Below are 20,528 nucleotides of genomic sequence, written 5' to 3'. Positions count from 1 at the left end.
CGCCCACCGGTGCGTCCTACGCCGTGGAGGTGAGATCGCCGTCCAGGTAGGCCTGGTACGCGGGCAGATCCAGCATGCCGTGCCCGGACAGGCCGATGACCAGGACCTCCGGCTCAGTCAGGCTGCGCGCGTATTCGGCGCAGGCCGCGATCGCGTGCGCGGACTCGGGTGCGGGCACGATGCCCTCGGCGCGCGCGAACAGCACGCCCGCGGCGAACGAGTCGGTCTGGTCGACGGCCTGACCCTGCACGTAGCCCAGCTCGACTGTGTGGCTGAGCAGTGGTGCCATGCCGTGGTAGCGCAGGCCGCCGGCGTGGATCGGGTCCGGGACGAAGTCCTGACCGAGGGTGTGCATCTTCAGTAGCGGCGTCAGGCCCGCGACATCGCCGTGGTCGTATCGGTACTCACCCTTGGTGATCGAGGGGCAGGCGGCTGGCTCGGCGGCGACGATGCGCGTCGTGGCCCGGTCGTGCAGCACCTCGCGGATGAACGGGAAAGCCAGACCGGCCAGGTTCGAGCCGCCGCCCGCGCAGCCGAACACCACGTCCGCGTTCGCCTCACCCGCGGCGCGCAGCTGCTCGACCGCCTCCAGGCCGATCACGGTCTGGTGCAGCACCACGTGGTTGAGCACGCTGCCGAGCGCGTAGCGGGTGTCGGGGTCGCCGGCCGCGACCTCGACCGCCTCGGTGACCGCCATGCCGAGGCTGCCGGGGGTGTCGGGGAAGTCGGCGAGCATCTTGCGGCCCGACTCGGTTAGGTCGGAGGGGCTCGGGTGCACGGTGGCGCCGTAGGTCTCGATCAGGTGCCTGCGGTACGGCTTGGACGCGTAGGACGCACGCACCTGCCACACCTCGAGCTCGATGCCGAACTTCGCGCACGCGAACGACAGCGCGCTGCCCCACTGCCCGGCGCCGGTCTCGGTGGTGATCTTCTTGACCCCGTCCTGGGCGTTGTAATACGCCTGCGCCACCGCGGTGTTGGTCTTATGACTCCCCACCGGACTGACGCCCTCGTACTTGACGTAGATGCGGGCCGGGGTGCCCAGCGCCTTCTCGAATTCACGCGCCCGGATCAGCGGCGCGGGCCGCCACGTCTTGTAGACCTCGCGGATCGGTTCGGGAATCTCGATGTACTGCTCGGTGGCGGCCTCCTGCGCGATCAGTGCGCTGGGGAACAGTGCCTCGAGGTCGGCGGGGGTGACCGGCTCCCTGGTACCCGGGTGCAGGTGTGGGGGCGGCGGCACCGGCAGGTCAGCCGCGATGTTGTACCAGTGGGTTGGGATCGGCGTCGGCTCGGACACGGGCGCTCCTGGTTGGTATTCGGACGAATGGGACGGGCACATTGTGATCAGCGGCCGCCGCGGCGCCGCGACCAGGGGGTGGTGCGGCTCACACGGATTATATCCTAGTGCTAGGATATAACCCGTGCCCGCAGAGCTGACCGAATCCGAGGTGACCGTCCTCGGCCTGATCGCCGAGCGTCCGCGCCACGGCTTCGACCTCGAGAAGGTGATCGACGAGCGCGGCATGCGGCAGTGGACCCAGATCGGGTTCTCCTCCATCTATTACCTCCTTGGCAAGCTCGACAAGCGCGGTCTCATCGAGGAGGTGGCGGTGGAAGCCGGTGGACCCGGCCGCCCCCGCCGGGTCTACGCGATCACCGCGGCCGGCCGCGCGGCCGCCGCGGAGCGGACCGCTCAGTTGCTCGCCGAGCCGTCCGCGACCACCGCACCGGTACTGGTCGGGATGGCCAACTGGCCGCTCATCCCGCCCGCCGAGTCGATCGCTGCACTTCGGCGACGCTCGGACGCCTTGGTGCGCAAGAAGGCCGAGGTGCTCGCCGCGCGCGACGCCCAACAACCGCTACCGGATTTCGTCGACGCCGTCTTCGAGTACTCGGTCGTGATGCTCGACGCGGAACTGAGCTGGGTCGCCCGGACCCTGACATCCCTTGAGAGGAAACGATGAGCAAGCTGGACTTCAAGAAGCAGAAGGAGCTCTACTCGCCTGCGGCCGACGACTTCGCATTGGTGGAGGTTCCGCCGATGTGGTTCCTCATGATCGACGGACACGGCGATCCGAACGTCTCCGAGGACTATCGGCTGGGGGTGGAGGCGCTGTACGCCGCTTCGTACGCGGTGAAGTTCGCGAGCAAGAAGGGGCACGAGGCCGACTACGTGGTCGGGCCGCTGGAGGGCCGGTGGTGGGCGCAGGACCCCACGGTCTTCGTCGACCGCAGCAAGTCGGAGTGGAACTGGACCATGCAGATCCGACAGCCGGACTGGATGACCGCCGAGGAGGTCGCGGCCATCCTGGCCGAGACGGAGTCCAAGAAGAAGCTGCCCGTCGTGGGGGAGTTGCGGCACGAACGGCACGACGAGGGCCTGTCGGCGCAGATCATGCACGTCGGCTCGTACGACGACGAGGCGCCGACCCTCGAGCGGCTGCACACCGAGTTCATTCCCGGTCGCGGTCTCGAATTCAATGGCAAGCACCACGAGATCTATCTCGGGGACCCCAGGAAGTCCGCGCCCGAGAAGCTACGGACGGTGCTCCGTCAGCCCGTCCGGCAGGCGTCGGCGACGGGCGCGACGAGGGCGTGAGCGGGACTCCCGGCGGCGACGTACTAAACTCCTGGTGAGATGAGCGACACCGAGCACAACCCCGAGCCGGAAACCGACACCACCACCTTTGCCGATCTCGGCATCGATGAACGGGTGCTGCGGGCACTCTCGGACGTCGGCTACGAGTCGCCGTCCCCGATCCAGGCCGCGACCATCCCGCCGCTGATGTCCGGAAGCGACGTCGTCGGGCTCGCGCAGACCGGCACCGGCAAGACCGCGGCGTTCGCCGTTCCGATCCTCTCCCGCATCGACACCGAGCAGAAGCGGCCGCAGGCGCTGGTGCTGGCGCCGACCCGCGAGCTCGCCCTGCAGGTTGCCGAGGCGTTCGGCAAGTACTCGGCGCACATCCCGGGGCTGCAGGTGCTGCCCATCTACGGTGGCCAGGCCTACGGCGTGCAGCTGTCCGGGCTGCGCCGCGGCGCCCAGATCATCGTCGGCACGCCGGGCCGGGTGATCGATCACCTGGAGAAGGGCACCCTCGACCTCTCGCACCTGGACTACCTGGTGCTCGACGAGGCCGACGAGATGCTCAAGATGGGCTTCCAGGACGACGTCGAGCGGATCCTCGCCGACACCCCGGAGTACAAGCAGGTGGCGCTGTTCTCGGCGACCATGCCTCCTGCGATCCGCAAGATCTCCAAGCAGTACCTGCACGACCCGGTCGAGATCACGGTCAAGACCAAGACGTCGACCGCGCCGAACATCACGCAGCGGTACGTGCAGGTCGCGCACCAGCGGAAGCTGGACGCGCTGACCCGGGTCCTCGAGGTCGAGACCTTCGAGGCGATGATCATCTTCGTCCGCACCAAGCAGGCCACCGAGGACCTCGCCGAAAGGCTGCGGGCGCGGGGGTTCTCGGCCGCCGCGATCAACGGCGACATCGTGCAGGCGCAGCGTGAGCGCACCATCGGCCAGCTCAAGAGCGGCGCGCTCGACATCCTCGTCGCCACTGACGTCGCGGCCCGTGGCCTCGACGTCGAGCGCATTTCGCACGTCGTCAACTACGACATCCCGCACGACACCGAGTCCTATGTCCACCGCATCGGCCGTACCGGCCGCGCCGGGCGCTCCGGCGAGGCGCTGCTGTTCGTGGCGCCGCGGGAACGGCACCTGCTCAAGGCCATCGAGAAGGCCACCCGTCAGCCGTTGACGGAGATGCAGCTGCCGACCGTCGAGGACGTCAACGCGCAGCGCGTCGCCAAGTTCGGCGACTCGATCACCGAGAGCCTGAGCTCCGACAACCTGGCGCTGTTCCGGACCCTGATCGAGGATTACGAGCGCGAGCACGACGTGCCGCTCGCCGACATCGCGGCGGCCCTTGCCGTGCTCTCGCGCGACGGCGAGACCTTCTTGATGCCGCCCGAGCCGCCTGCGCCGCCGCGCCGCGAGCGTGAGCCGCGCGCGGAGCGCCCGCCCCGCAAGTTCGACGACACACCCAAGTTCGGTCGGGAGGGGCAGGAGCTCGCCACCTACCGGATCGCGGTCGGCAAGCGGCACCGCGTGGCGCCCGGCGCGATCGTCGGCGCGATCGCCAACGAGGGCGGCCTCCGGCGAAGCGACTTCGGCCACATCAGCATTCGGCCCGATCACAGCCTGGTGGAGCTGCCTGCGGACCTCGCGAGCGAGACCCTCGAGGCGCTGCGGCGGACCCGGATCTCCGGGGTGCTCATCCAGCTGACCCCGGACCAGGGCCCGCCAGGGCAACGCCTCCCGCGCGACGGCGGCAAGGGCAAGTTCGACCGCAAGCCCAAGCGGGACCGCTACTAGCGCAGCGACCCGACGGCCAGGCCCCAGACCTGCGCACGCGTGAGCGTCCGGCCTCGTGTGGCGCCGGCCTCGAGACGTTCTTCGGGTATCCCCGCTCGAAGTTCGTCGTCGTAACGGGCCAGGTCGATGGGGTCCATGGCCTGAGGTTTGTATCCGATGAGCGCACCCTGCTGGTCGACCAGACCGGTGAGTTGGGCGGCGGCATCGTGGTCCCCGCGACGAAACAGCGCGTACGCCAGGGTGGCCAGGGCCACCAGCCGAGATGTGACGTCTGCATTCGACTCGCAGATGTGCAGCATCCGCGCGAGCTTGTGTTCCGCAGGCCCGCCCCACCGCTCCTGGGCGAGGTCGGTTTTCGCGTCGATCCATAGGGCTGATGCCTCGCACCACCCATAGCGGCATTCCGCCGCGACCTGAGCGGCCTGCCCCAGATTTCGGCCCGCGGCCTCGAAGTCGCCCGCACGGAAGTCTGCCGTTCCGAGGCACATCAGCGCTTCGGCGGCCGTGCTGCGACTTTCGGTCCGGACGGCGAAATCCAATGCCGACTCGGCGTGCGCCCGCGCCTGATCGGTCAGTCCGGAGCCGGCCTCGAAGAAGGCCAGCATCACCGCCGCGTCGGCGTGGGCCGCGGGATCCTGGGCGGTGTCGGCGAGGTCGGTGAGCCGCCCGAACGCTTCCATGAGCCCGGCAAGGTCCCCGGCAAGGTAGCGGATCACCATCAGACCGGCGGTCGCCCGTCCCTGGACGGGGACCGAGACGGTAGGACGGTCCACACAGTCGTAGTGCAGCAGAGCTGGTTTCAGGTGGGTCAGCGCCTCCGCCACGTGCCCGGCGCGGAACCAGTACCAGTAGACGCCGCCGGCAATGCGCAGGTAGGTCTCGTCGTCGTGAACATTTGCGTCGAGCGCGGCGCGCACGTTGGCGTTCTCCAGTTCCAACCGCCGCATCCAGTCGACGCTCCGCGCTTCGCGCAGGCCGTGGTACGCGGCATCGGCCAGTTCACACACCCAGCGGGTGTGCCGTGCCCGCACCTGCGCCGTGTACTCCGGCTCACGGATCCGGGCGGCGTAGCCACGGAGCGTCTCGAGCATCCGGTACCGACGCGGGTCGCCCCCGACCACCATGACCAGCGACTTGTCGACAAGGGAACCGAGGTCGACGAGCAGGTCAGGGGTGTCCGCGATCGCCCCCGCTGCGTCCAGGTCGAACCCGCCGTCGAAGATCGCCAGCGACTGGAACAGCAGCGCCTCGGAGGGGGAAAGCGTCTGGTACGACCAGTCGACGGCGGCGAGCATCGTGCGATGCCGGGCGTTGGTGCGGGGGCCACCGCGCAGCACCGCGAACCGGTCATCGATGTTCGCGATCAGCTGTTGTACGGACAGGGTGCGGCACTGCGCGGCGGCGAGCTCGATCGCCAACGGCATCCCGTCGAGTTCGGTGCACAGAATGGCCAACAGCTCGAGCTCGGTGTCGTCCGGCTCGAATCCGCCGAGCTGGGCAGCCGCGCGTTGGACGAAGAGTGTCACGGCTTCGCCTGCCCTGCCGTCGGACAGTGGAGGGATCTCGTGGACCAGTTCGCCTGGGGCGCCGAGCGCCTCGCGGCTGGTGGTGAGGATCCGCAGCATCGGGCAGCGCGAGAGCAGCGTGCTGACGACTTCGGCCACTGGGTCCAGGACTTGCTCGCAGTTGTCGAGGATGAGCAGCAGCTCGCGCTCGCGGAGCACCGCGCCGAGTGCGGTGGCGCCGCCGGGGCTGGTCAGTCCCAGCGCCGTCGCCACGGCACCGGTGACCTGTGAGATATCTTGTGCACCAGCCAGTTCCACCAGCCACGGCCCGTCGGCATCCTCGCGGATCCGCGCCGATTCCAACGCCAGCCGGGTCTTGCCCATGCCCCCGGTCCCGGTCAAGGTGACCAGCCGGTGCGCACGCAGCAGGGCGTCGATCTCGGCGAGCTGCCCGGACCTGCCCACCAATGGGGAGAGCGGCAGAGGGATGTTGTGCGTCAAGGGATCTGGCGCCGAGCTGTCCCTTTCCGGAGCGTCCGGTGCCTCGGACATCGGGCTGTGGGCGCCCAGCGCTGCGTCGTCGTGGGCGAGGATTGCGGACTGGACTGCGAGCAGGCTCGGTCGGGGGTCCGCCCCGAGTTCCTCGGCCAGCACTTCGCGGGCCCGGCGGAGCGCCTCGAGCGCGTCGCCCTGCCGGCCCGAGCGGTACAGCGCGACCGCGAGGAGCTCCCAGGAGCGTTCCCGTAGTGGGTGTTTCACCGTGAAGGCCGTCAACTGCGCGGCGGCCGGAGCATGCTCGCCGAGCACGAGCGCCGCCGCCATTCGATCCTCGAACGCGGCCGCCCTCAGATCCTCGAGCCGGCCCGCCTCGGCGGCGGCGAAGTCCAGATCCGCGACGTCGGCGTGGGCCGACCCGCGCCACAGTGCGAAGGCGGCATCGAGGGTCTCGGCTGCGGCCCCGGCGTCGCCCGCGGCCAGCAGTGCCTTGCCCCTCCTGCTCAGCATGACGAACTGTTCGCAGTCCACCTCGCCGACCTCGAGCGCATAGCCCCGCCCCCGGCGCACCAGCACCCGTGGCGGTGCCCCGCTGCGGTCGGGCTCGAGTATTCGTCGAAGCCGGGCCACGTAACCCTGCAGCGTCGTCCTCGCGCTCGGTGGCGGGGTCGGCCCCCACAGGTCGTCGATGAGCGTGTCGTCGGAGACGGTCTCGCCCGCCGCGATGATCAACCGGGACAGCAGCGCCCGCGGCACCGGCCCGCCGACTGACGACTCCGAGCCGTCGATTCGCACCTGCACGGGACCGAGAACGTGTACGGACACCCGGGGCAGGGGCGAAGCGGGCGCATCAGGCATGACGGTGAGCATAGGGCCGCGTCCTACCAGTGGCTTACCAGCGTGACGGTTCGCGCTGCCAGCCGATTGCAACCGTGTCCCGGCACCGTGGTTCCGGTCGGACACACCGACGCTCGTTACGACAGGAGAACGACATGCGCGACACCACCATCAACGAGATCCCCGCGGCAGGCGCCGAGCTCAACGAGGCGCAGCTCGCGGCGGTCTCCGGCGGTCGTGCCAGCACCTCCAGCGCGGTCTACGACGTGGCCGGGGGCTACTGCACCACCGACGCCGACTTCTGATCGGTCTCCCGGAGGGGAGTCAGGGGGCGCGGTGCGAACCGCGTCCCCTGCGTCGTCGGACTGCGGCGACGTATCGGACTGCACCGAGGAGAACCGCCATGGCAGAGTCTGCCGCCCACATCCTGGTCCTGACCCAACCCGGCGACCCCCACGCCGAAGCCGTGGTGGACCTGCTCGACTCCCGTGGCGCAACCGTCACCGTGTTCGATCCCGCCGAGTTCCCGTCCACCACGACGCTGTCGCTGCGGTACACGGCGGCAGGCCGGCTGCGCCGCGGCCTCTGCCGCGACGGTGAGCTGGTGGACCTGGATTCCGTCGACGCCGTCTGGTTTCGTCGCCCGCAGGATCCCCGCGCGCACGCCGGCATCACCGATCCCGCCGTTCGCGAGTACGTCGAGCAGGAATGCGACGCGTTCGCCGCCGGCGTCTGGGACGACCTGGACGCGCTCGCCGTGCCAGGGACGCGGTCCGCCATCCGGCTCGCGGCGCGAAAGCCCAGCCAGCTGGCACTGGCCGGCCGGCTCGGATTCGAGCTCCCGCCGACGATCATCACCACCGAACCGGACGAGTTTCTCGACTTCTGGGACGAGAACGAGGGCCGGGTCATCACGAAACCCCTGCAGAGGCCGTGGCTGCGGCGCGGCGACGAAAGCTACGCCCGGATGGCCGAACTCGCGACCACCGTCGACGTGGCTGCTGCCGAATCGATGCGGCTGTGTCCGCTGATCGTGCAGGGCTATGTGCCGAAGCGGGTGGAACTGCGGGTGACGGTGGTCGGCACCGTGGTGTTCGCCGCCGAAATCCACAGCCAGCAAAGCAACCACACTCGCCTCGACTGGCGGTGCTACGACCCCTCCGCGACCCGATACGCCGTGCACACACTTCCGGCCGACGTCGCCCGCCGGTGCGTGCTGCTCGTGGCAGAACTCGGACTGCGGTACGGCGCCATCGATCTGATCGTGACCCCTGACGGCCGGTACGTGTTCCTGGAGATCAACCCGTCCGGCCAGTGGCTCTGGATCGAGCACGCGACCGGGCTGCCCATCTCGTCCGCCCTGGCGTCCCTGCTGCTGTCCGCGGCGGACCGTCACCTGCCCCAACGAACCTTCGGAGCCCCCACATGACCGCACCGACTCCGGCTCTGCTCGCCGACGCGCTGAGCCTGCTGGTGCAGCTCAGCACGACCGATTCGCGGCCGGACGGACACGACGCTCTCGGCCCGCTGCGCGCCCGGCATCCACTTACGCGAATGCGCCTGCTCCGGCACCGCGAATCAGTGGACGACTCGGTCCACTACGGATTGTTGCTCACCGAGACGGGGGTGGGCACGGCCACGCTGTCGTGGGCCCCCGAGCGCGGTATTCCGTGGTCGCTGCGCGGAACCCAGCGCACCGCCGAGTCGATGCTGCTGCGGGTGAACGGGGAAGCGCTCGCGATCGAGGAGGCCATGGCCTACTTCGACGTGATGTGGGAGAAGACCGAGCTGCTCGACCGGCTGATCTCGGTGTGCCTGATCAAGCAGGAACTCGCCGAGAACCCGGTGCGGTTCGACCCGGCCGCGCTGCAGGAGGCGATGGACGCGTTCCGGCGTGCCCGCGGGCTGCTCACGGTGGATGCGACCGAGGGCTGGATGCGCGCGCGGTTGCTCAATCATGCGGCGCTCGAGGAACTGGTGGAACGGGAGGCCGCCATCGCCGAGCTGAAGCGGCGGGTCGCCGAGGACCGCGGATCACAATGGCTGTCCTTGCACGCCCGTGGCCTCGAGCGTGCCCGGATCGCCACCGTGCGGTTCGCGGACCGTGAGGACGCCGATCACTTCCTGGACCTGGTGCGCGCCCGGATGGCGGGGTGCCCCGCGGACACGGTGTGTGCGTTCGCGGGCGCGGCCGCCGGGGCGTTCGCGGTGTCGGCCGCGCTGACGGGCGCCGAGTTGACCGAGGTGGCCAGGTGTGAGCTACCCGAATCCCTTGCGGAGTCCGTCTTTCGGGCCGAACCCTCGGCGGTGCTGGGGCCGATGCGTGACGAGGCTGGTTGGCTGGTTGTGCAGGTGCTGACGCGGTTCCCCGCGGTGCACGATATGCACACCGACCGGATGGTGGCGGACGCGGTGTTCGCGCAGTGGTTGGACGAAAGGCGTGAGGCCGCCCGGATCGAATGGTTCTGGGGGGAAGCCGACAAGACCCCGACCGGGATGCAGGAGCGAAGGCCGTGAGCTCCCGGATCGTTCCCGTTATCCAGAACGGCATGTCGGACTGCGGCGCGGCGTGCCTGACGATGATCATGCGACACTTCGGGTCTCACCACACCGTGTCCGAGGTGGCCGACGAGCTGGGCGTCGGGCGGGACGGGGTGACCGCGCTGGCCTTGGTACAGGCAGCGCGCGGATACGGACTCCAGGTGCGCGCCCTCGGGTTCCATGCCTCAACCGTGCTGCGCGGCGAGGCGAGCCTGCCCGCCGTGGCGCATTGGCACGGAGACCATTTCGTAGTGGTCGAGCGTGTCGGGCCGACCTGGGTGCACGTCGTCGACCCTGCCCGTGGCCGCCGGCGGCTCAGTCACACCGAGTTCGACGAGGGGTACTCGGGAGTGTTGCTGGAGTTCGATCGCGGTGCGCTCGCACCCCGCCATCGGTCCGAACGTTCGCGGGCGCTGTGGCGCCGGGAGTTGTTGGCCCTGGCGCTGCGCGGACGCCGCGGCCTGATCGGCCAGATCCTTCTCGCCTCGCTGATGCTGCAGGCGGTTGGTATGGCGCTGCCGATGTCGTCGGCATTCCTGGTGGACCGGGTCATCCCCGATGTCGACTACAGCCTGCTACTCGGTGTGGTGACGATCGTCGGCGTGGCCGCGCTCGGGTACTTCGGTGTCGGGCTGGTGCGCAGCGCGTTATTGGTCCGGATCCGTAGCCAGGTCGACTCGAAGGTCACCATGACGATGGTAGAGCGGCTGCTGCAGCTGCCGTTCAGCTACTTCATGGGCCGCGGGACCGGCGATGTGGTGCAACGTATCTCATCGGTGCGGGCCGTCCGGGAGCTGGTGACCGGCCCGGTGGTCGCGGCAGCCCTCGACGGACCGCTGGCGCTTGGCTATTTTGTCGCGGTGTTCTGGTGGTCGCCGGTTGTCGGGCTGTGGCTGGCCGGATTCGCTGCGGTGCAGGTGGCCCTGATCGGGGTCAGCAGCCGCCGAATGGTCGACCTCGGGCAGCGAGAGCTCGTCGGTCAGGCCGCTGCGGAGGGGCAGCTGATCGAGGCAATCGGGGGGATCGAGACGGTGAAGGCCTCGGGTGCAGAGTCCGCGGTGATCGGGCACTGGTCACGGCTGTTCGCGACGTCGATGGAGGATGCCGCGCGCAGCGGCCGGCTGCAGGGGGCGGTGGACGCGGCGTTCGCGGCGCTGAGGGTGGCTGCACCCGCCGTTCTCATCACTGTCGGTGCGACGCAGGTGATGTCGGGGCAGCAGTCGCTTGGGCAGATAGTCGCGCTGAACGGGATTGCGCTGGCCGCACTGGCTCCGATCGGCTCATTGGTCGGTACTCTGCAGCGCGTCCAGTTGGCGGGCGCGCACTTGCGTCGGCTGGGTGACATCCTCGAGGCGTCGACTGAACAGCAGGGTGTAGAGGTCTCGGATGCGCCGGAGCTGCGCGGGTCGATCTCGTTGCGGGGAGTTGGTTTTCGCTATGACCCGCGTTCCAATTGGGTGCTGCGCGAGCTCGACCTCGAGGTTCCGTCTGGGGCGACGGTGGCCCTGGTCGGGCGCTCAGGTTCCGGCAAGAGCACCCTCGCGCGACTGTTGCTTGGGCTCTTCCCACCGACCGAGGGATCGGTGCGTTACGACGGCGCCGACTCTGCGCGGATGGATCTGAGTTCGCTTCGCGCGCAGTTCGGCGTCGTCACGCAGGACAGTGTCCTGTTCACCGGCAGCATCGCGGAGAACATTGCGCTGTGCCGTCCCGGCGCCGGCCTCGACGAGGTCGCCGAGGCCGCTCGGGTGGCGTGCATTCACGACGAGATCGCCGCGATGCCGATGGGCTACGACACCCTGCTGCGTGAGGGGGTCGGACTCTCCGGTGGTCAGCGCCAGCGATTGGCGTTGGCCCGCGCGGTGTTGGCGGACCCGCGCATCCTGCTGCTGGACGAGGCGACCAGTGCACTGGACACGAGTACGGAGGCTGCAGTCGCGCGGAACCTGTCCACGTTGCGTCAGACCCGTATCGTCATCGCGCACCGCCTGAGCACTGTGCGGGAGGCCGACGTGATCCTGGTGCTCGAAGGCGGCCGGATCGTGGAGCGCGGTAGACACGAGGAGCTCGTCAGCGCGGGTGGCGAATACGCCCATCTCGTCGCGGGGCAGACGATCGAGGTCGTCCCAGCGACGTGACGCGGGGCTACTTCGCGGGAGCGTCCGAGGGGGCGGCGACGGTGAACATACCGACGGTCGGCAGCACCACGCAGGTCGCGTCCGCGTAGGTGACCGTGCCGAACAATGCGGCTGCGACGTTGCCGGGGCCCGAGTCGACGACCTTCGACAGCGACGGGGTGCCGAACTCGGTGACGCCGTCGATGGGTGCGATGCCGCTGGCGCCGGTGCTGGTGTTGACCCATACGGCGGTCAGGCCGGAGCCCTTCGCCACGCCGGAGACGCGGGGCGAGGCCTGGAACCGGATCTGGCCGGGCTTGAGGTCGCCGCCGCTGCTGGCGGACGCCCCGGTGAGCGTGATCGGGACGCCGGGGCCGCAGCCGAGCGTCGGCGAGGTGAACGCGAACAGGCCGAAGGAGCTCGCGATGTTCGTGGTGACCAGGGGAGAGCCAACCAGGACGTCGACGGCGGCGCTGTTCGCCTCGGAGTTGGCTGCGGCCTTGCGGAGATCCTGGATGCCGTCCGACTGGGGGTCGGCGCCTGCGGTGCCCGCGAACACGAGGGTGGCGGTCGCGCCGATGGCGAATGCGGCGGTGGTGCGACGTGCCAGGTTCTTGCCGTTCACTCAATGCTCCTCGTGTCGTGTGCTGCTCCGAGGAGAAGGTACCGGATAACCGTGCACCCGGCGAGAGATGATTTCAGGGGCTGGCTGCCCGGTGTCGGGGCACCCGGCCCAACCGCCGACCACGACCCGTTCAGCGTGCAGGTGTGAGGGGCTGCTCCCCGAGTGACTCCCGGATCGCACCGATCAGTGCGGACTTCTTGTCGTTGTACCGGATCCGGAACGCGTCCTGGTCGGTGACGCCGTCGATGGTGGAGTCTGTGACGAATCCGAAGAGGGCGACGGTCGCGTCGACCACCGGGCCGGGGGCGCAGATCCGGAGTTCGTTTGCGATCGAGTCCATCTCGACGATGGACCGGGCCAGGGCCTTCAGTTGCGGGTCGTCGGACTCGAGCGACTCCTCGAGGTCCGCCTCGGCGAGCAGGGCATGGTCGACCTCGACGATGCTGTTGTGTGCCCGGTCGGCCGCGGCGAGGAAGCGCACGTAGGTGGAGCGGGCCTGCGGGTCGGACGTGGTGGTGCGGACCGGTTCCGGTGTCGATGCCGATCTGCCGCGCCGGACGGCGAACACGCCGAGCAGGATCCCGAGGATCATCGACAGCGGCACCGCCCACCAGGGTGCGGTATCGGAGCTGAGGGCCTCGACCAGCGAGTTCACTTGCCGATCCTAACAATCGGCGACCCGAATTCCCGGTAGCGACGGGCGACGACACGCATCTGCTTAATGCAACCGGAGGGTTGCACCTCCGGTGGAATAGTGCAACCATTGAGTTGCATCTATCGCGGGTAACCCACAGGAGGAGATCGAGATGACGTCGACAGGTCAGGCAACCGTGGACGAGGGGCGCTACACCGTCAGCCGCACCGTGGTCATCAACGCGACGCGCGATCGGGTGTGGCAGGCGCTGACCGATCCGGAGCACATCGCGAAATGGTTCGGCCAGCGCGCGGTCATCGACTCGCTCACCGTCGGGGCCAGGGGCGTCTTCAGCTGGGACGAGCACGGCGACATGCCGCTCGAGATCATCGAGGTCGACGAGCCCGACCGCTTCGGGTATCGCTGGGGCCACCTCGGCGAACCCGACCTGGCCCGCGGCACGGACGTGCGATTCACGCTCCGCGAGCTCGGCGGATCGACCGAGCTCACCGTCGTCGAGACCGGATTCGACCGGGTCAGCGACGTGGAGTCCGAGCGCCGCGACGCGCTCGAGGGCAACCGGCAGGGCTGGAACGCCGAACTGGACGAGCTCGTGGCCTACCTCGAGGCGAAGGCGGCATGACCGGAGGCGTCCCGGCGCCGACCCGCGTGTTCGCCGCGCTCGCCGACGACACCCGCTGGGACATCCTCGTGCTGCTCGGCGAGGCGGACCTGTCGGCGTCCGCGCTCGCCGATCGCCTGCCCGTCAGCAGGCAGGCGATCGCCAAGCACCTGGCGGCCCTGGAGGCCGCGGGTCTCGTCGAACGTGTCCCGGCGGGCCGGGAGGTGCGATACCGCGCGATCGGCGCCACCCTCAGCGCGGTCGGGCGCAGGCTCGAGGCGATCGGCGCGCACTGGGATGCGCGGCTCGACGAGATCAAGCGGATCGCCGAGGCGCTGTAGGCGATACCGGCTCAGGCGTTGCCGACGGCCTCGCGCAGGTAGGCGGGGTCGTCGGCAACGCCGTCCGCCGGGGTCTCCAGGATGACCGGGGCCTGCGCGGCGAGCACGACGGCCGCCAGCACCTCCGGGTCGATGGTGCCGTCGGTCAGGTTCGCGTGCCGGTCCCGCGCGGAGTTGAACTCGTCGCGGGAATTGTTCAGGTGCACCAGGTCGATGCGCCCGGTGATCGCCTTGATCCGCTCCACCACGCCGACCAGTTCCTCGCCACCGGCCCAGGCGTGGCAGGTGTCGAGGCAGAAGCCGGCGCCGAACTCGCCGACCTGGTCCCACAACCGCGCGATGTCGTCGAACCGCCGGGCCATCGACGATTCCCCGCCCGCGGTGTTCTCGATCAGGATCGGCACCTCGAAGCCGCCCTTGTCGGCCTGCCGCTCGAACAGCTTGCGCCAGTTGTCGAACCCCGCGGCGGGGTCCTCGCCGTCGCGGACGTGCCCGCCGTGCACCACCAGGCCGATCGCGCCGAGGTCAGCCGCGGCCTTCGCCTGCTCGGCCACCGACTTGCGGGAGGGGATCCGGATCCGGTTGTTCAGGCTCGCCACGTTGATGACGTACGACGAGTGGACCACGACGTCGATCGCGCTGTCGCGGATCTGCTCGGCCCTCGGGTGAGGGGTCAGCTTGTTCCACTTCTGCGGATCGGTGAGGAACAGCTGCACCACCTCCGCGCCGAGCCGCTCACCTGCCCCGATGGGATCGTCGTCCTCGCGTACGTGTGCTCCGATGCGCATGGTTACCAGGGTAGGGCCTGGGTCGGACAGACGACTTCGAGAACCTGCCTCGTGCTTCGTCGAGGTAGCGAAGATCAGTACGGGCAGGATGGCCCGGGACATACCTGTTTTCGGATCAGATGGACGGATCTCCCGCGAAAGCCCTGTAGAAACTGGATGACCTCACGGTCGTCAATCACGGCATCACCCACCTCACGTAGGAGATTTGCATGTTCGCCAAGGCCGGAAGGCTCGCCTTCTCCGCTGCAGCCGCTGCTTCAGTCGCTGTGCTGATTCCCGGGATCGCCCACGCCGAATGGGGGAAGACTCCAGGAAACTATGCAGCCTGGTCCGCGCCGGCGAACCCGACATCGTTCACGATCCCGATGACGCTGCAAGTCGATCCGGGTGACTACAACGCCTACTGGTCTACTCAGTTCAAGTTCGCCGGAGTGGACGCGTCCGGCTACTTCGGCTTCCAGACCCATCGCGACGGCGGCGGAATGTTCCTGGCCTCGGTGTGGAATGGGGTTTCCGGTACCGCCGGATCGACGGGAACATACTGCAAACCCTTCGCCGAGGACGGTACCGGCAAGACCTGTCGGTGGGATGCGCGCCCGCAGCTCGGGCATGTGTACGAGCTGACGGTTGCCCGTGACCCGAGCGGCACGGGCTGGACATTCACTGTCAACGACCGCACGACCGGCGCATCGACGGTTCTGGGAACGATCACACTCGCGGGAACCGCCACACTGGAGAAGAACTCCTTCATCTCCTGGACGGAGTACTACGACTGGAACAACCCGAATACCGTGTGCGCGGATGCCAAATACTCCAAGATGCTGTTCGGAATCCCCAGCACCGATGAGGGGCAGGGAAACTACACGAACAGCTGGAAGTCCAAGACCTGTCAGGAGCTGTCGGAAGTCACGGTGGGTCCGGCCGGCGCCACCGAAGAGAACGGGCCTCGGCCCCTGGTGCCCCCGGTGCCCCCGGCAGTCACGACAGGGAGCCTCGGCAGCTGACTTCACGCATCCCGCCGCATCCCGCCGCACCCCGAGCAAAAGATCAGGGTGGTCCCTGATGGCGCTCGCATATCGGCTCCGACAAGACTGATGCGGTCGCAGTGTCAGCCCAGCCCCAGGACGAAAGGCAGTCATGAGCTCGCATGCCCTCGGCGCCGTCGCGGTGTCAACCGAAACGCCGGCCCCCACCCCCGTCGCCGCTCGCGCGCAGAACCTGAACAAGACGTACGGCTCCGGGGACACCCAGGTCCGCGCGCTGGACGGGGTGTCGGCCGACTTCGCGCGCGGGGAGTTCACCGCGATCATGGGGCCCTCGGGGTCCGGTAAGTCGACGCTGATGCACTGCCTGGCCGGGCTGGACTCCGCCACCTCGGGATCGGTCATGATCGGGGAGACCGAGCTGACGACCCTGTCTGACAAGCAGATGACGCAGCTGCGGCGCGACCGGATCGGGTTCGTCTTCCAGGCGTTCAACCTGGTTCCGACGCTCACGGCGCTGGAGAACATCACCCTCCCGCTCGACATCGCGGGCCGCAAGGCCGACCCGTCCTGGCTCGACAACGTGCTCACCCGGCTCGGGCTCAAGGACCGGCTCGACCATCGGCCGAGCGAGCTGTCCGGCGGGCAGCAGCAGCGCGTCGCCTGCGCGCGGGCGCTGGCCGGTCAGCCGGAGATCATCTTCGGCGACGAGCCCACCGGAAACCTGGACTCGCGCTCCTCCGGCGAGGTGCTCGCCATCCTGCGGGCCGCGGTCGACGAGTTCGGCCAGACCGTCGTCATCGTCACCCACGATCCGCGGGCCGCGAGCTACGCGGACCGGGTGGTGTTCCTCGCCGACGGCCACATCGTCGACGAGTTGCGTGACCCGACCGCCGAGACCGTCCTGGACCGGATGAAGCGGCTCGACACCGTCGACACCGTCTCCGTCGACGGACAGGGCTGAGACATGTCCTCACCCATGCGCAAGGTTTCGCTGCGAAACCTCGCGGCGCACAAGGTCCGGCTCGCGCTGACCGTGCTCTCCGTCGTCCTCGGCACCGCCTTCGTGGCCGGGTCGTTCGTGTTCACCGACACGCTGCAGAAGACCTTCGACGGGCTGTTCGCGGACGCGGCGAAGGGCGTCGACGTCCGGGCCAGCGGGCTGGAGAAGGGGTCGAGCGGGGTGCCGCTGAGCGAGCTCCCGAAGCTCGAGGCGGTCGACGGGGTGCGCGCGGTCGTGCCTGCCGTCGACGGCCCGATCGTGCTGCTCGGCGCCGACAAGAAGCCGCTGCAGTCCGGTGGCGCCCCCAGCATCGGGCTGTCGTACACCCCGCCGGAGCAGGCGCTCGGCGATCCCGACGTGATGGTCGCGGGGGCGCCGCCCGCCGCTCCTGGCCAGATCGCGCTCAACGAGGGCGCGGCACGCAAGGCCGGTCTCGCGGTGGGGGACCGCACCCAGGTGCTGGTGCCCACGAGCGGCGTCATCGACGTCACCGTCAGTGGGATCTACCAAACACCGTCCGACTCCGGCGGATTCGTCGGCGCGCAGTTCGACGGCGCGCAGGCGCGCGAGCTCTTCACCGATGGCAGCCACGTGGACTACGTCGACGTCGCGGGCACCGGGGTCTCGCAGTCCGAGCTGCGCGACCGGGTCGCGGCCGCCCTCCCAGACCTCAAGGTGGACACCGGCGATCAGGTCCGCGAGGACGTGAAGGCGGAGGTGAACTCGGCGCTCAGCTTCATGAACTACTTCATGCTCGCGTTCGGCGCGATCGCGCTGTTGGTCGGGACGTTCATCATCTACAACACCTTCTCGATGATCGTGGCCCAGCGGCTGCGCGAGCTCGCGCTGCTGCGGGCGATCGGCGCCAGCCGCAAGCAGGTGGGGCGTTCGGTGGTGCTCGAGGCGCTCATCGTCGGCCTGCTCGGCAGCGCGCTCGGCATCGCCGCGGGCGTCGGCCTCGCCTACGGGCTGCGCGCGATGCTCAACGGCTTCGATGTCGGGTTGCCGTCCGGGCCGTTGCAGCTGGAGCCGCGCACCGTCATCGTCGCGCTCCTCGTCGGCGTGCTCGTCACGGTGGTCAGTGCCTACGCGCCCGCGCGCCGGGCGGCCAAGGTGCCGCCGGTGGCGGCGATGCGGGAGGAGTTCTCCTCCACCGGTGACTCGCTGCGGGTGCGGACGCTGGTCGGCGCGATCGCCGCCGTGGTCGGCGGCGCACTGCTGCTGGTCGGCTCGCGCGGCACCGGCGGCGGGGCGGCCACGACGGTCGGCCTCGGTGCGGCCGCTTTGATCGTCGCGGTCCTGCTCGCGGCGCCCGCGCTCTCGCGCCCGGTGGTGGGTGCGCTCGGCGCGGTGTTCGCCAAGCCGTTCGGTCCGGTGGGCCGGCTGGCCCGCACCAATGCCGTGCGCAACCCCCGGCGCACCGCGGCGACCGCGTTCGCGTTGACCCTCGGGCTGATGCTGGTGTCGGTGATCGGGGTGTTCGGGGCTTCCGCGAAGGAGAGCGTGAACTCCCTGGTGGACAACGGTGTTCGCGCCGACTACATCCTCGCGGGCCCGGATTCGATGGGTGTTCCCCTCGGCGCGGCGGCCGCGGTCGAGGAGGTGCCAGGTGTGGCGGATGCGGTCGAACTGCACGGCGTTGCGGTCAAGATCGACGACGAGGAACAGTTCGGCACGGCCCTCAGCGGACAGCTCGACGGTGTCCTCGACTACACCCTCGAGGAGGGGTCGGCCGAGCTGGTAGGCACCAACATGCTGGTCTCCCGGACGACCGCCACAGAAAAGGGATGGCGGATCGGTACGCCGGTCGTCCTGACCGACCGCGACGGCGAGCAGGTGACCACCAATGTCACCGGCATCTACGCCGACTCCCAGCTCCTCGGCAAATGGATGGTGCCCGAATCGGTGTACGAGCAGGTGACCCCGGCGGCGGTCAGGGCGGTCTGGGCGGTGCTGATCGAGGCCCAGCCCGGCGCCGACCTGGCGGCGATGCGCGGCGATCTGGCGGCGGCGACAGACAAGTTCCTGGTCGTGCAGGTCAAGGACCGGGAGGAGTTCAAGGGCAGTCAGGGCAAGCAGATCGACACCCTGCTGGCGGTGCTCTACGGGCTGCTCGCGTTGGCCATCGTCATCGCGATCCTCGGCATCATCAACACCCTCGCTTTGTCGGTGGTGGAGCGGCGCCGCGAGATCGGAATGCTCAGGGCCGTCGGCATGCAACGGCCGCAGGTCCGCCGCACCATCTACCTCGAGTCGGTGCTCATCGCGGTCTTCGGTGCGGCGGTCGGTGTGCTGCTCGGAGTCGCGTTCGGCTGGGGCTTCGTCAGCACGCTGGCGGATGAGGGCCTCGACGTGATCGCGGTGCCGTGGGGGCAGGTGGTCGCCATGCTGCTCGGCTCCGCGGTGGTAGGCGTGCTGGCCGCACTGTGGCCCGCCGCGCGGGCCGCGCGCACCAAGCCGCTGGAGGCGATCGCCGGGGTGTGATCGCCTGTGCCGCCGGGCTGGTCGTCGACATCAGTGCTCGATGTCGACGACCAGCCGGGTCGGGTCGCTCAGGGTTGAGACCGTGAACGGATGCCCGCCGGACTCGAGACCGATGAACGACTGGGTGGTCCCCTCGAACACCCCGGAGATCCGGGTCTCGGTGACCAATTCGGAACCCTCGCCCGGCAACGGGTTCGGTCCGTCGTACTCGGCGACGCCCGTGTCGAACGGGTAGCCGCTGCCGGTGATGAGGACCTCGAGGATCGCGTTGCCTGCCATCGGGATCACCTCCCCGCTGCCCTCCTGCACGGCGAGGTCGGCGTAGCGGACCGACCAGCCGGGAACGCCGGTACCGCCCAGTTCGTAGACCACGCGGTCGTAGCCGTCCTGGCCGCCGACGCGCAGACCGGTGACCGTCAGGTGCGCGTCGGCGGACGCGTCGGCCCGCTGGGAGTCGGTGCTCCAGGCAGTGTTCGGGGTGGTCGACCTGAGCGTGGCGCCCGACTCGGAGGTGGGGGAGTCCACCGGCGCCGCGGTGACCGACCCCGAGGTGGTCGCGAGGCCGTCGCCGCCGTCGCCGCAGCCGGTCAGCGCGAGCACCCCGCCCACCGTCAGCACGCCACAGAGCGCGGCGAGACGGGTGTGGGGCGTGTTCGGGCGGTTCATGATTCCGGCATCTCGGAGGAGTGGTGGTTCACGATCAGCCATTCGCCGTCCCTCTTCTCGTATACGAACGTGTAGCGGGCATCGACGATCTCCGTGCCCTCGGGCTTGTTCATGGTGAATCGGTAGACACCGGTGTCGATCGCGTTGTCCGCGTCGAGCACGTTGACGACCGACTGCTCGATCACCGCGCTCGGCTTGCTGGGCAGGAAGCCGGTGAAGTAGTCGACGATGCCCGCGCGGTCGGTGCGCACCGTATTGGACACCGTCGGGAGGAGCACTGCGTCCGGGGCGTACAGGTCCGCGACGGCCTCGGGGTCGCCGGTCGCCAGGGTCTCGTTCCAGGTGTCGAACAACGCGGCGACCTGTTCCTGCGACGGCGGATCATCCTGCGCGACTCCGGAGATCGGGTCCGCGCATGCCGCGAGGGCCGCGATGGCGCCCGCGGTCAGTGCGATGGATCGAACGGTGGACTTGTGCATCGCGGCACCTGATTTCCC

At 69.2% G+C, this 20,528-nt stretch carries 19 protein-coding genes; 12 read left to right on the top strand and 7 right to left on the bottom strand.

Translation table 11 applies throughout. From position 1 onward, the window contains the following. Positions 1-16 precede the first annotated feature (16 nt). On the bottom strand, positions 17-1,342 hold the full coding sequence (locus C8K38_RS16145; protein WP_179800600.1) for a TrpB-like pyridoxal phosphate-dependent enzyme: 1,326 nt from the start codon (positions 1,340-1,342) through the stop codon (positions 17-19). 82 nt (positions 1,343-1,424) lie between these two features. On the opposite strand from C8K38_RS16145, the gene C8K38_RS16140 reads away from it, so the two are divergent. From C8K38_RS16140 to C8K38_RS16130, 3 genes are read left to right on the top strand one after another with little or no spacing between them, the layout of a single operon-like run. Continuing rightward, complete coding sequence (locus C8K38_RS16140) at positions 1,425-1,967, top strand: PadR family transcriptional regulator (RefSeq protein ID WP_218840978.1); 543 nt, start codon at positions 1,425-1,427, stop codon at positions 1,965-1,967. Further along, the gene (locus C8K38_RS16135) at positions 1,964-2,602 is read left to right on the top strand and encodes a GyrI-like domain-containing protein (protein WP_097212458.1); all 639 of its coding nucleotides are present in this window, start codon (positions 1,964-1,966) and stop codon (positions 2,600-2,602) included. Before C8K38_RS16140 ends, C8K38_RS16135 begins: the two co-directional genes overlap by 4 nt. Before the next feature lie 39 nt (positions 2,603-2,641). Beyond that, positions 2,642-4,390 (top strand): DEAD/DEAH box helicase, encoded by a 1,749-nt coding sequence (locus tag C8K38_RS16130; protein WP_097212457.1) that lies wholly within the window; start codon positions 2,642-2,644, stop codon positions 4,388-4,390. Here the strand turns inward: C8K38_RS16130 and C8K38_RS16125 are convergent. Further along, the gene (locus C8K38_RS16125) at positions 4,387-7,248 is read right to left on the bottom strand and encodes an AfsR/SARP family transcriptional regulator (protein ID WP_179800599.1); all 2,862 of its coding nucleotides are present in this window, start codon (positions 7,246-7,248) and stop codon (positions 4,387-4,389) included. The two genes, C8K38_RS16130 and C8K38_RS16125, sit on opposite strands and share 4 nt — an antisense overlap. Before the next feature lie 134 nt (positions 7,249-7,382). Between C8K38_RS16125 and C8K38_RS16120 the strand changes: the two genes are divergently transcribed. From C8K38_RS16120 to C8K38_RS16105, 4 genes are all read left to right on the top strand, one after another. Beyond that, positions 7,383-7,532 carry a putative ATP-grasp target RiPP gene (locus tag C8K38_RS16120; RefSeq protein ID WP_097212455.1) on the top strand — a complete coding sequence of 50 codons (150 nt, stop codon included), beginning with the start codon at positions 7,383-7,385 and terminating at the stop codon, positions 7,530-7,532. Positions 7,533-7,630: 98 nt separating this feature from the next. Further along, positions 7,631-8,656, top strand: a complete 1,026-nt coding sequence (locus C8K38_RS16115) for an MvdC/MvdD family ATP grasp protein (protein WP_097212454.1) — start codon at positions 7,631-7,633, stop codon at positions 8,654-8,656. Continuing rightward, entirely contained in the window at positions 8,653-9,744 is a 1,092-nt protein-coding gene (locus tag C8K38_RS16110; RefSeq protein ID WP_097212453.1) for a TIGR04500 family putative peptide maturation system protein, read from the top strand. Before C8K38_RS16115 ends, C8K38_RS16110 begins: the two co-directional genes overlap by 4 nt. Further along, positions 9,741-11,906 (top strand): peptidase domain-containing ABC transporter, encoded by a 2,166-nt coding sequence (locus tag C8K38_RS16105; protein WP_257017531.1) that lies wholly within the window; start codon positions 9,741-9,743, stop codon positions 11,904-11,906. Before C8K38_RS16110 ends, C8K38_RS16105 begins: the two co-directional genes overlap by 4 nt. 7 nt (positions 11,907-11,913) lie before the next feature. Here the strand turns inward: C8K38_RS16105 and C8K38_RS16100 are convergent, their stop codons facing one another. Both C8K38_RS16100 and C8K38_RS16095 read right to left on the bottom strand, forming a co-directional pair. Beyond that, positions 11,914-12,510 (bottom strand): hypothetical protein, encoded by a 597-nt coding sequence (locus C8K38_RS16100; protein ID WP_097212451.1) that lies wholly within the window; start codon positions 12,508-12,510, stop codon positions 11,914-11,916. A gap of 130 nt (positions 12,511-12,640) precedes the next feature. Then, positions 12,641-13,165, bottom strand: a complete 525-nt coding sequence (locus C8K38_RS16095; RefSeq protein ID WP_097212450.1) for a hypothetical protein — start codon at positions 13,163-13,165, stop codon at positions 12,641-12,643. A gap of 151 nt (positions 13,166-13,316) precedes the next feature. Between C8K38_RS16095 and C8K38_RS16090 the strand changes: the two genes are divergently transcribed. Together C8K38_RS16090 and C8K38_RS16085 are read left to right on the top strand one after the other, a co-directional pair. Continuing rightward, positions 13,317-13,787: an SRPBCC family protein gene (locus C8K38_RS16090; RefSeq protein WP_097212449.1), complete on the top strand. Its 471-nt coding sequence runs from the start codon at positions 13,317-13,319 to the stop codon at positions 13,785-13,787. Next, positions 13,784-14,107 (top strand): ArsR/SmtB family transcription factor, encoded by a 324-nt coding sequence (locus C8K38_RS16085; protein ID WP_097212448.1) that lies wholly within the window; start codon positions 13,784-13,786, stop codon positions 14,105-14,107. Before C8K38_RS16090 ends, C8K38_RS16085 begins: the two co-directional genes overlap by 4 nt. An 11-nt stretch (positions 14,108-14,118) precedes the next feature. Here C8K38_RS16085 and C8K38_RS16080 read toward each other — a convergent pair whose 3' ends face one another. After that, a complete protein-coding gene (locus C8K38_RS16080; RefSeq protein ID WP_097212447.1) occupies positions 14,119-14,895 on the bottom strand; it encodes a deoxyribonuclease IV in 777 nt (258 codons plus the stop codon). 209 nt (positions 14,896-15,104) lie between these two features. Between C8K38_RS16080 and C8K38_RS16075 the strand changes: the two genes are divergently transcribed. The 3 genes from C8K38_RS16075 to C8K38_RS16065 all read left to right on the top strand — a co-directional run bounded on the left by C8K38_RS16075 (position 15,105) and on the right by C8K38_RS16065 (position 19,365). Then, positions 15,105-15,899 carry a DUF3472 domain-containing protein gene (locus tag C8K38_RS16075; protein ID WP_108168839.1) on the top strand — a complete coding sequence of 265 codons (795 nt, stop codon included), beginning with the start codon at positions 15,105-15,107 and terminating at the stop codon, positions 15,897-15,899. A gap of 133 nt (positions 15,900-16,032) precedes the next feature. Then, positions 16,033-16,842 carry an ABC transporter ATP-binding protein gene (locus tag C8K38_RS16070; protein ID WP_097212445.1) on the top strand — a complete coding sequence of 270 codons (810 nt, stop codon included), beginning with the start codon at positions 16,033-16,035 and terminating at the stop codon, positions 16,840-16,842. A 15-nt stretch (positions 16,843-16,857) separates the two neighbouring features. After that, the gene (locus C8K38_RS16065; protein WP_097212444.1) at positions 16,858-19,365 is read left to right on the top strand and encodes an FtsX-like permease family protein; all 2,508 of its coding nucleotides are present in this window, start codon (positions 16,858-16,860) and stop codon (positions 19,363-19,365) included. A gap of 30 nt (positions 19,366-19,395) precedes the next feature. On the opposite strand, the gene C8K38_RS16060 is transcribed toward C8K38_RS16065, so the two are convergent. Further along, positions 19,396-20,031 (bottom strand): AMIN-like domain-containing (lipo)protein, encoded by a 636-nt coding sequence (locus C8K38_RS16060; RefSeq protein ID WP_097212443.1) that lies wholly within the window; start codon positions 20,029-20,031, stop codon positions 19,396-19,398. Continuing rightward, positions 20,028-20,510, bottom strand: coding sequence for an SgcJ/EcaC family oxidoreductase (locus C8K38_RS16055; protein ID WP_097212442.1), 483 nt, complete (start codon positions 20,508-20,510; stop codon positions 20,028-20,030). The genes C8K38_RS16060 and C8K38_RS16055 overlap by 4 nt, the downstream gene beginning before the upstream one ends. Positions 20,511-20,528: the final 18 nt, after the last annotated feature.

Source organism: Rhodococcus sp. OK611, from assembly GCF_003050885.1.
GTDB classification, from domain to species: Bacteria; Actinomycetota; Actinomycetes; order Mycobacteriales; family Mycobacteriaceae; genus Rhodococcus_G; species Rhodococcus_G oryzae.
This window is presented reverse-complemented; position numbering and strand designations above follow the sequence as displayed.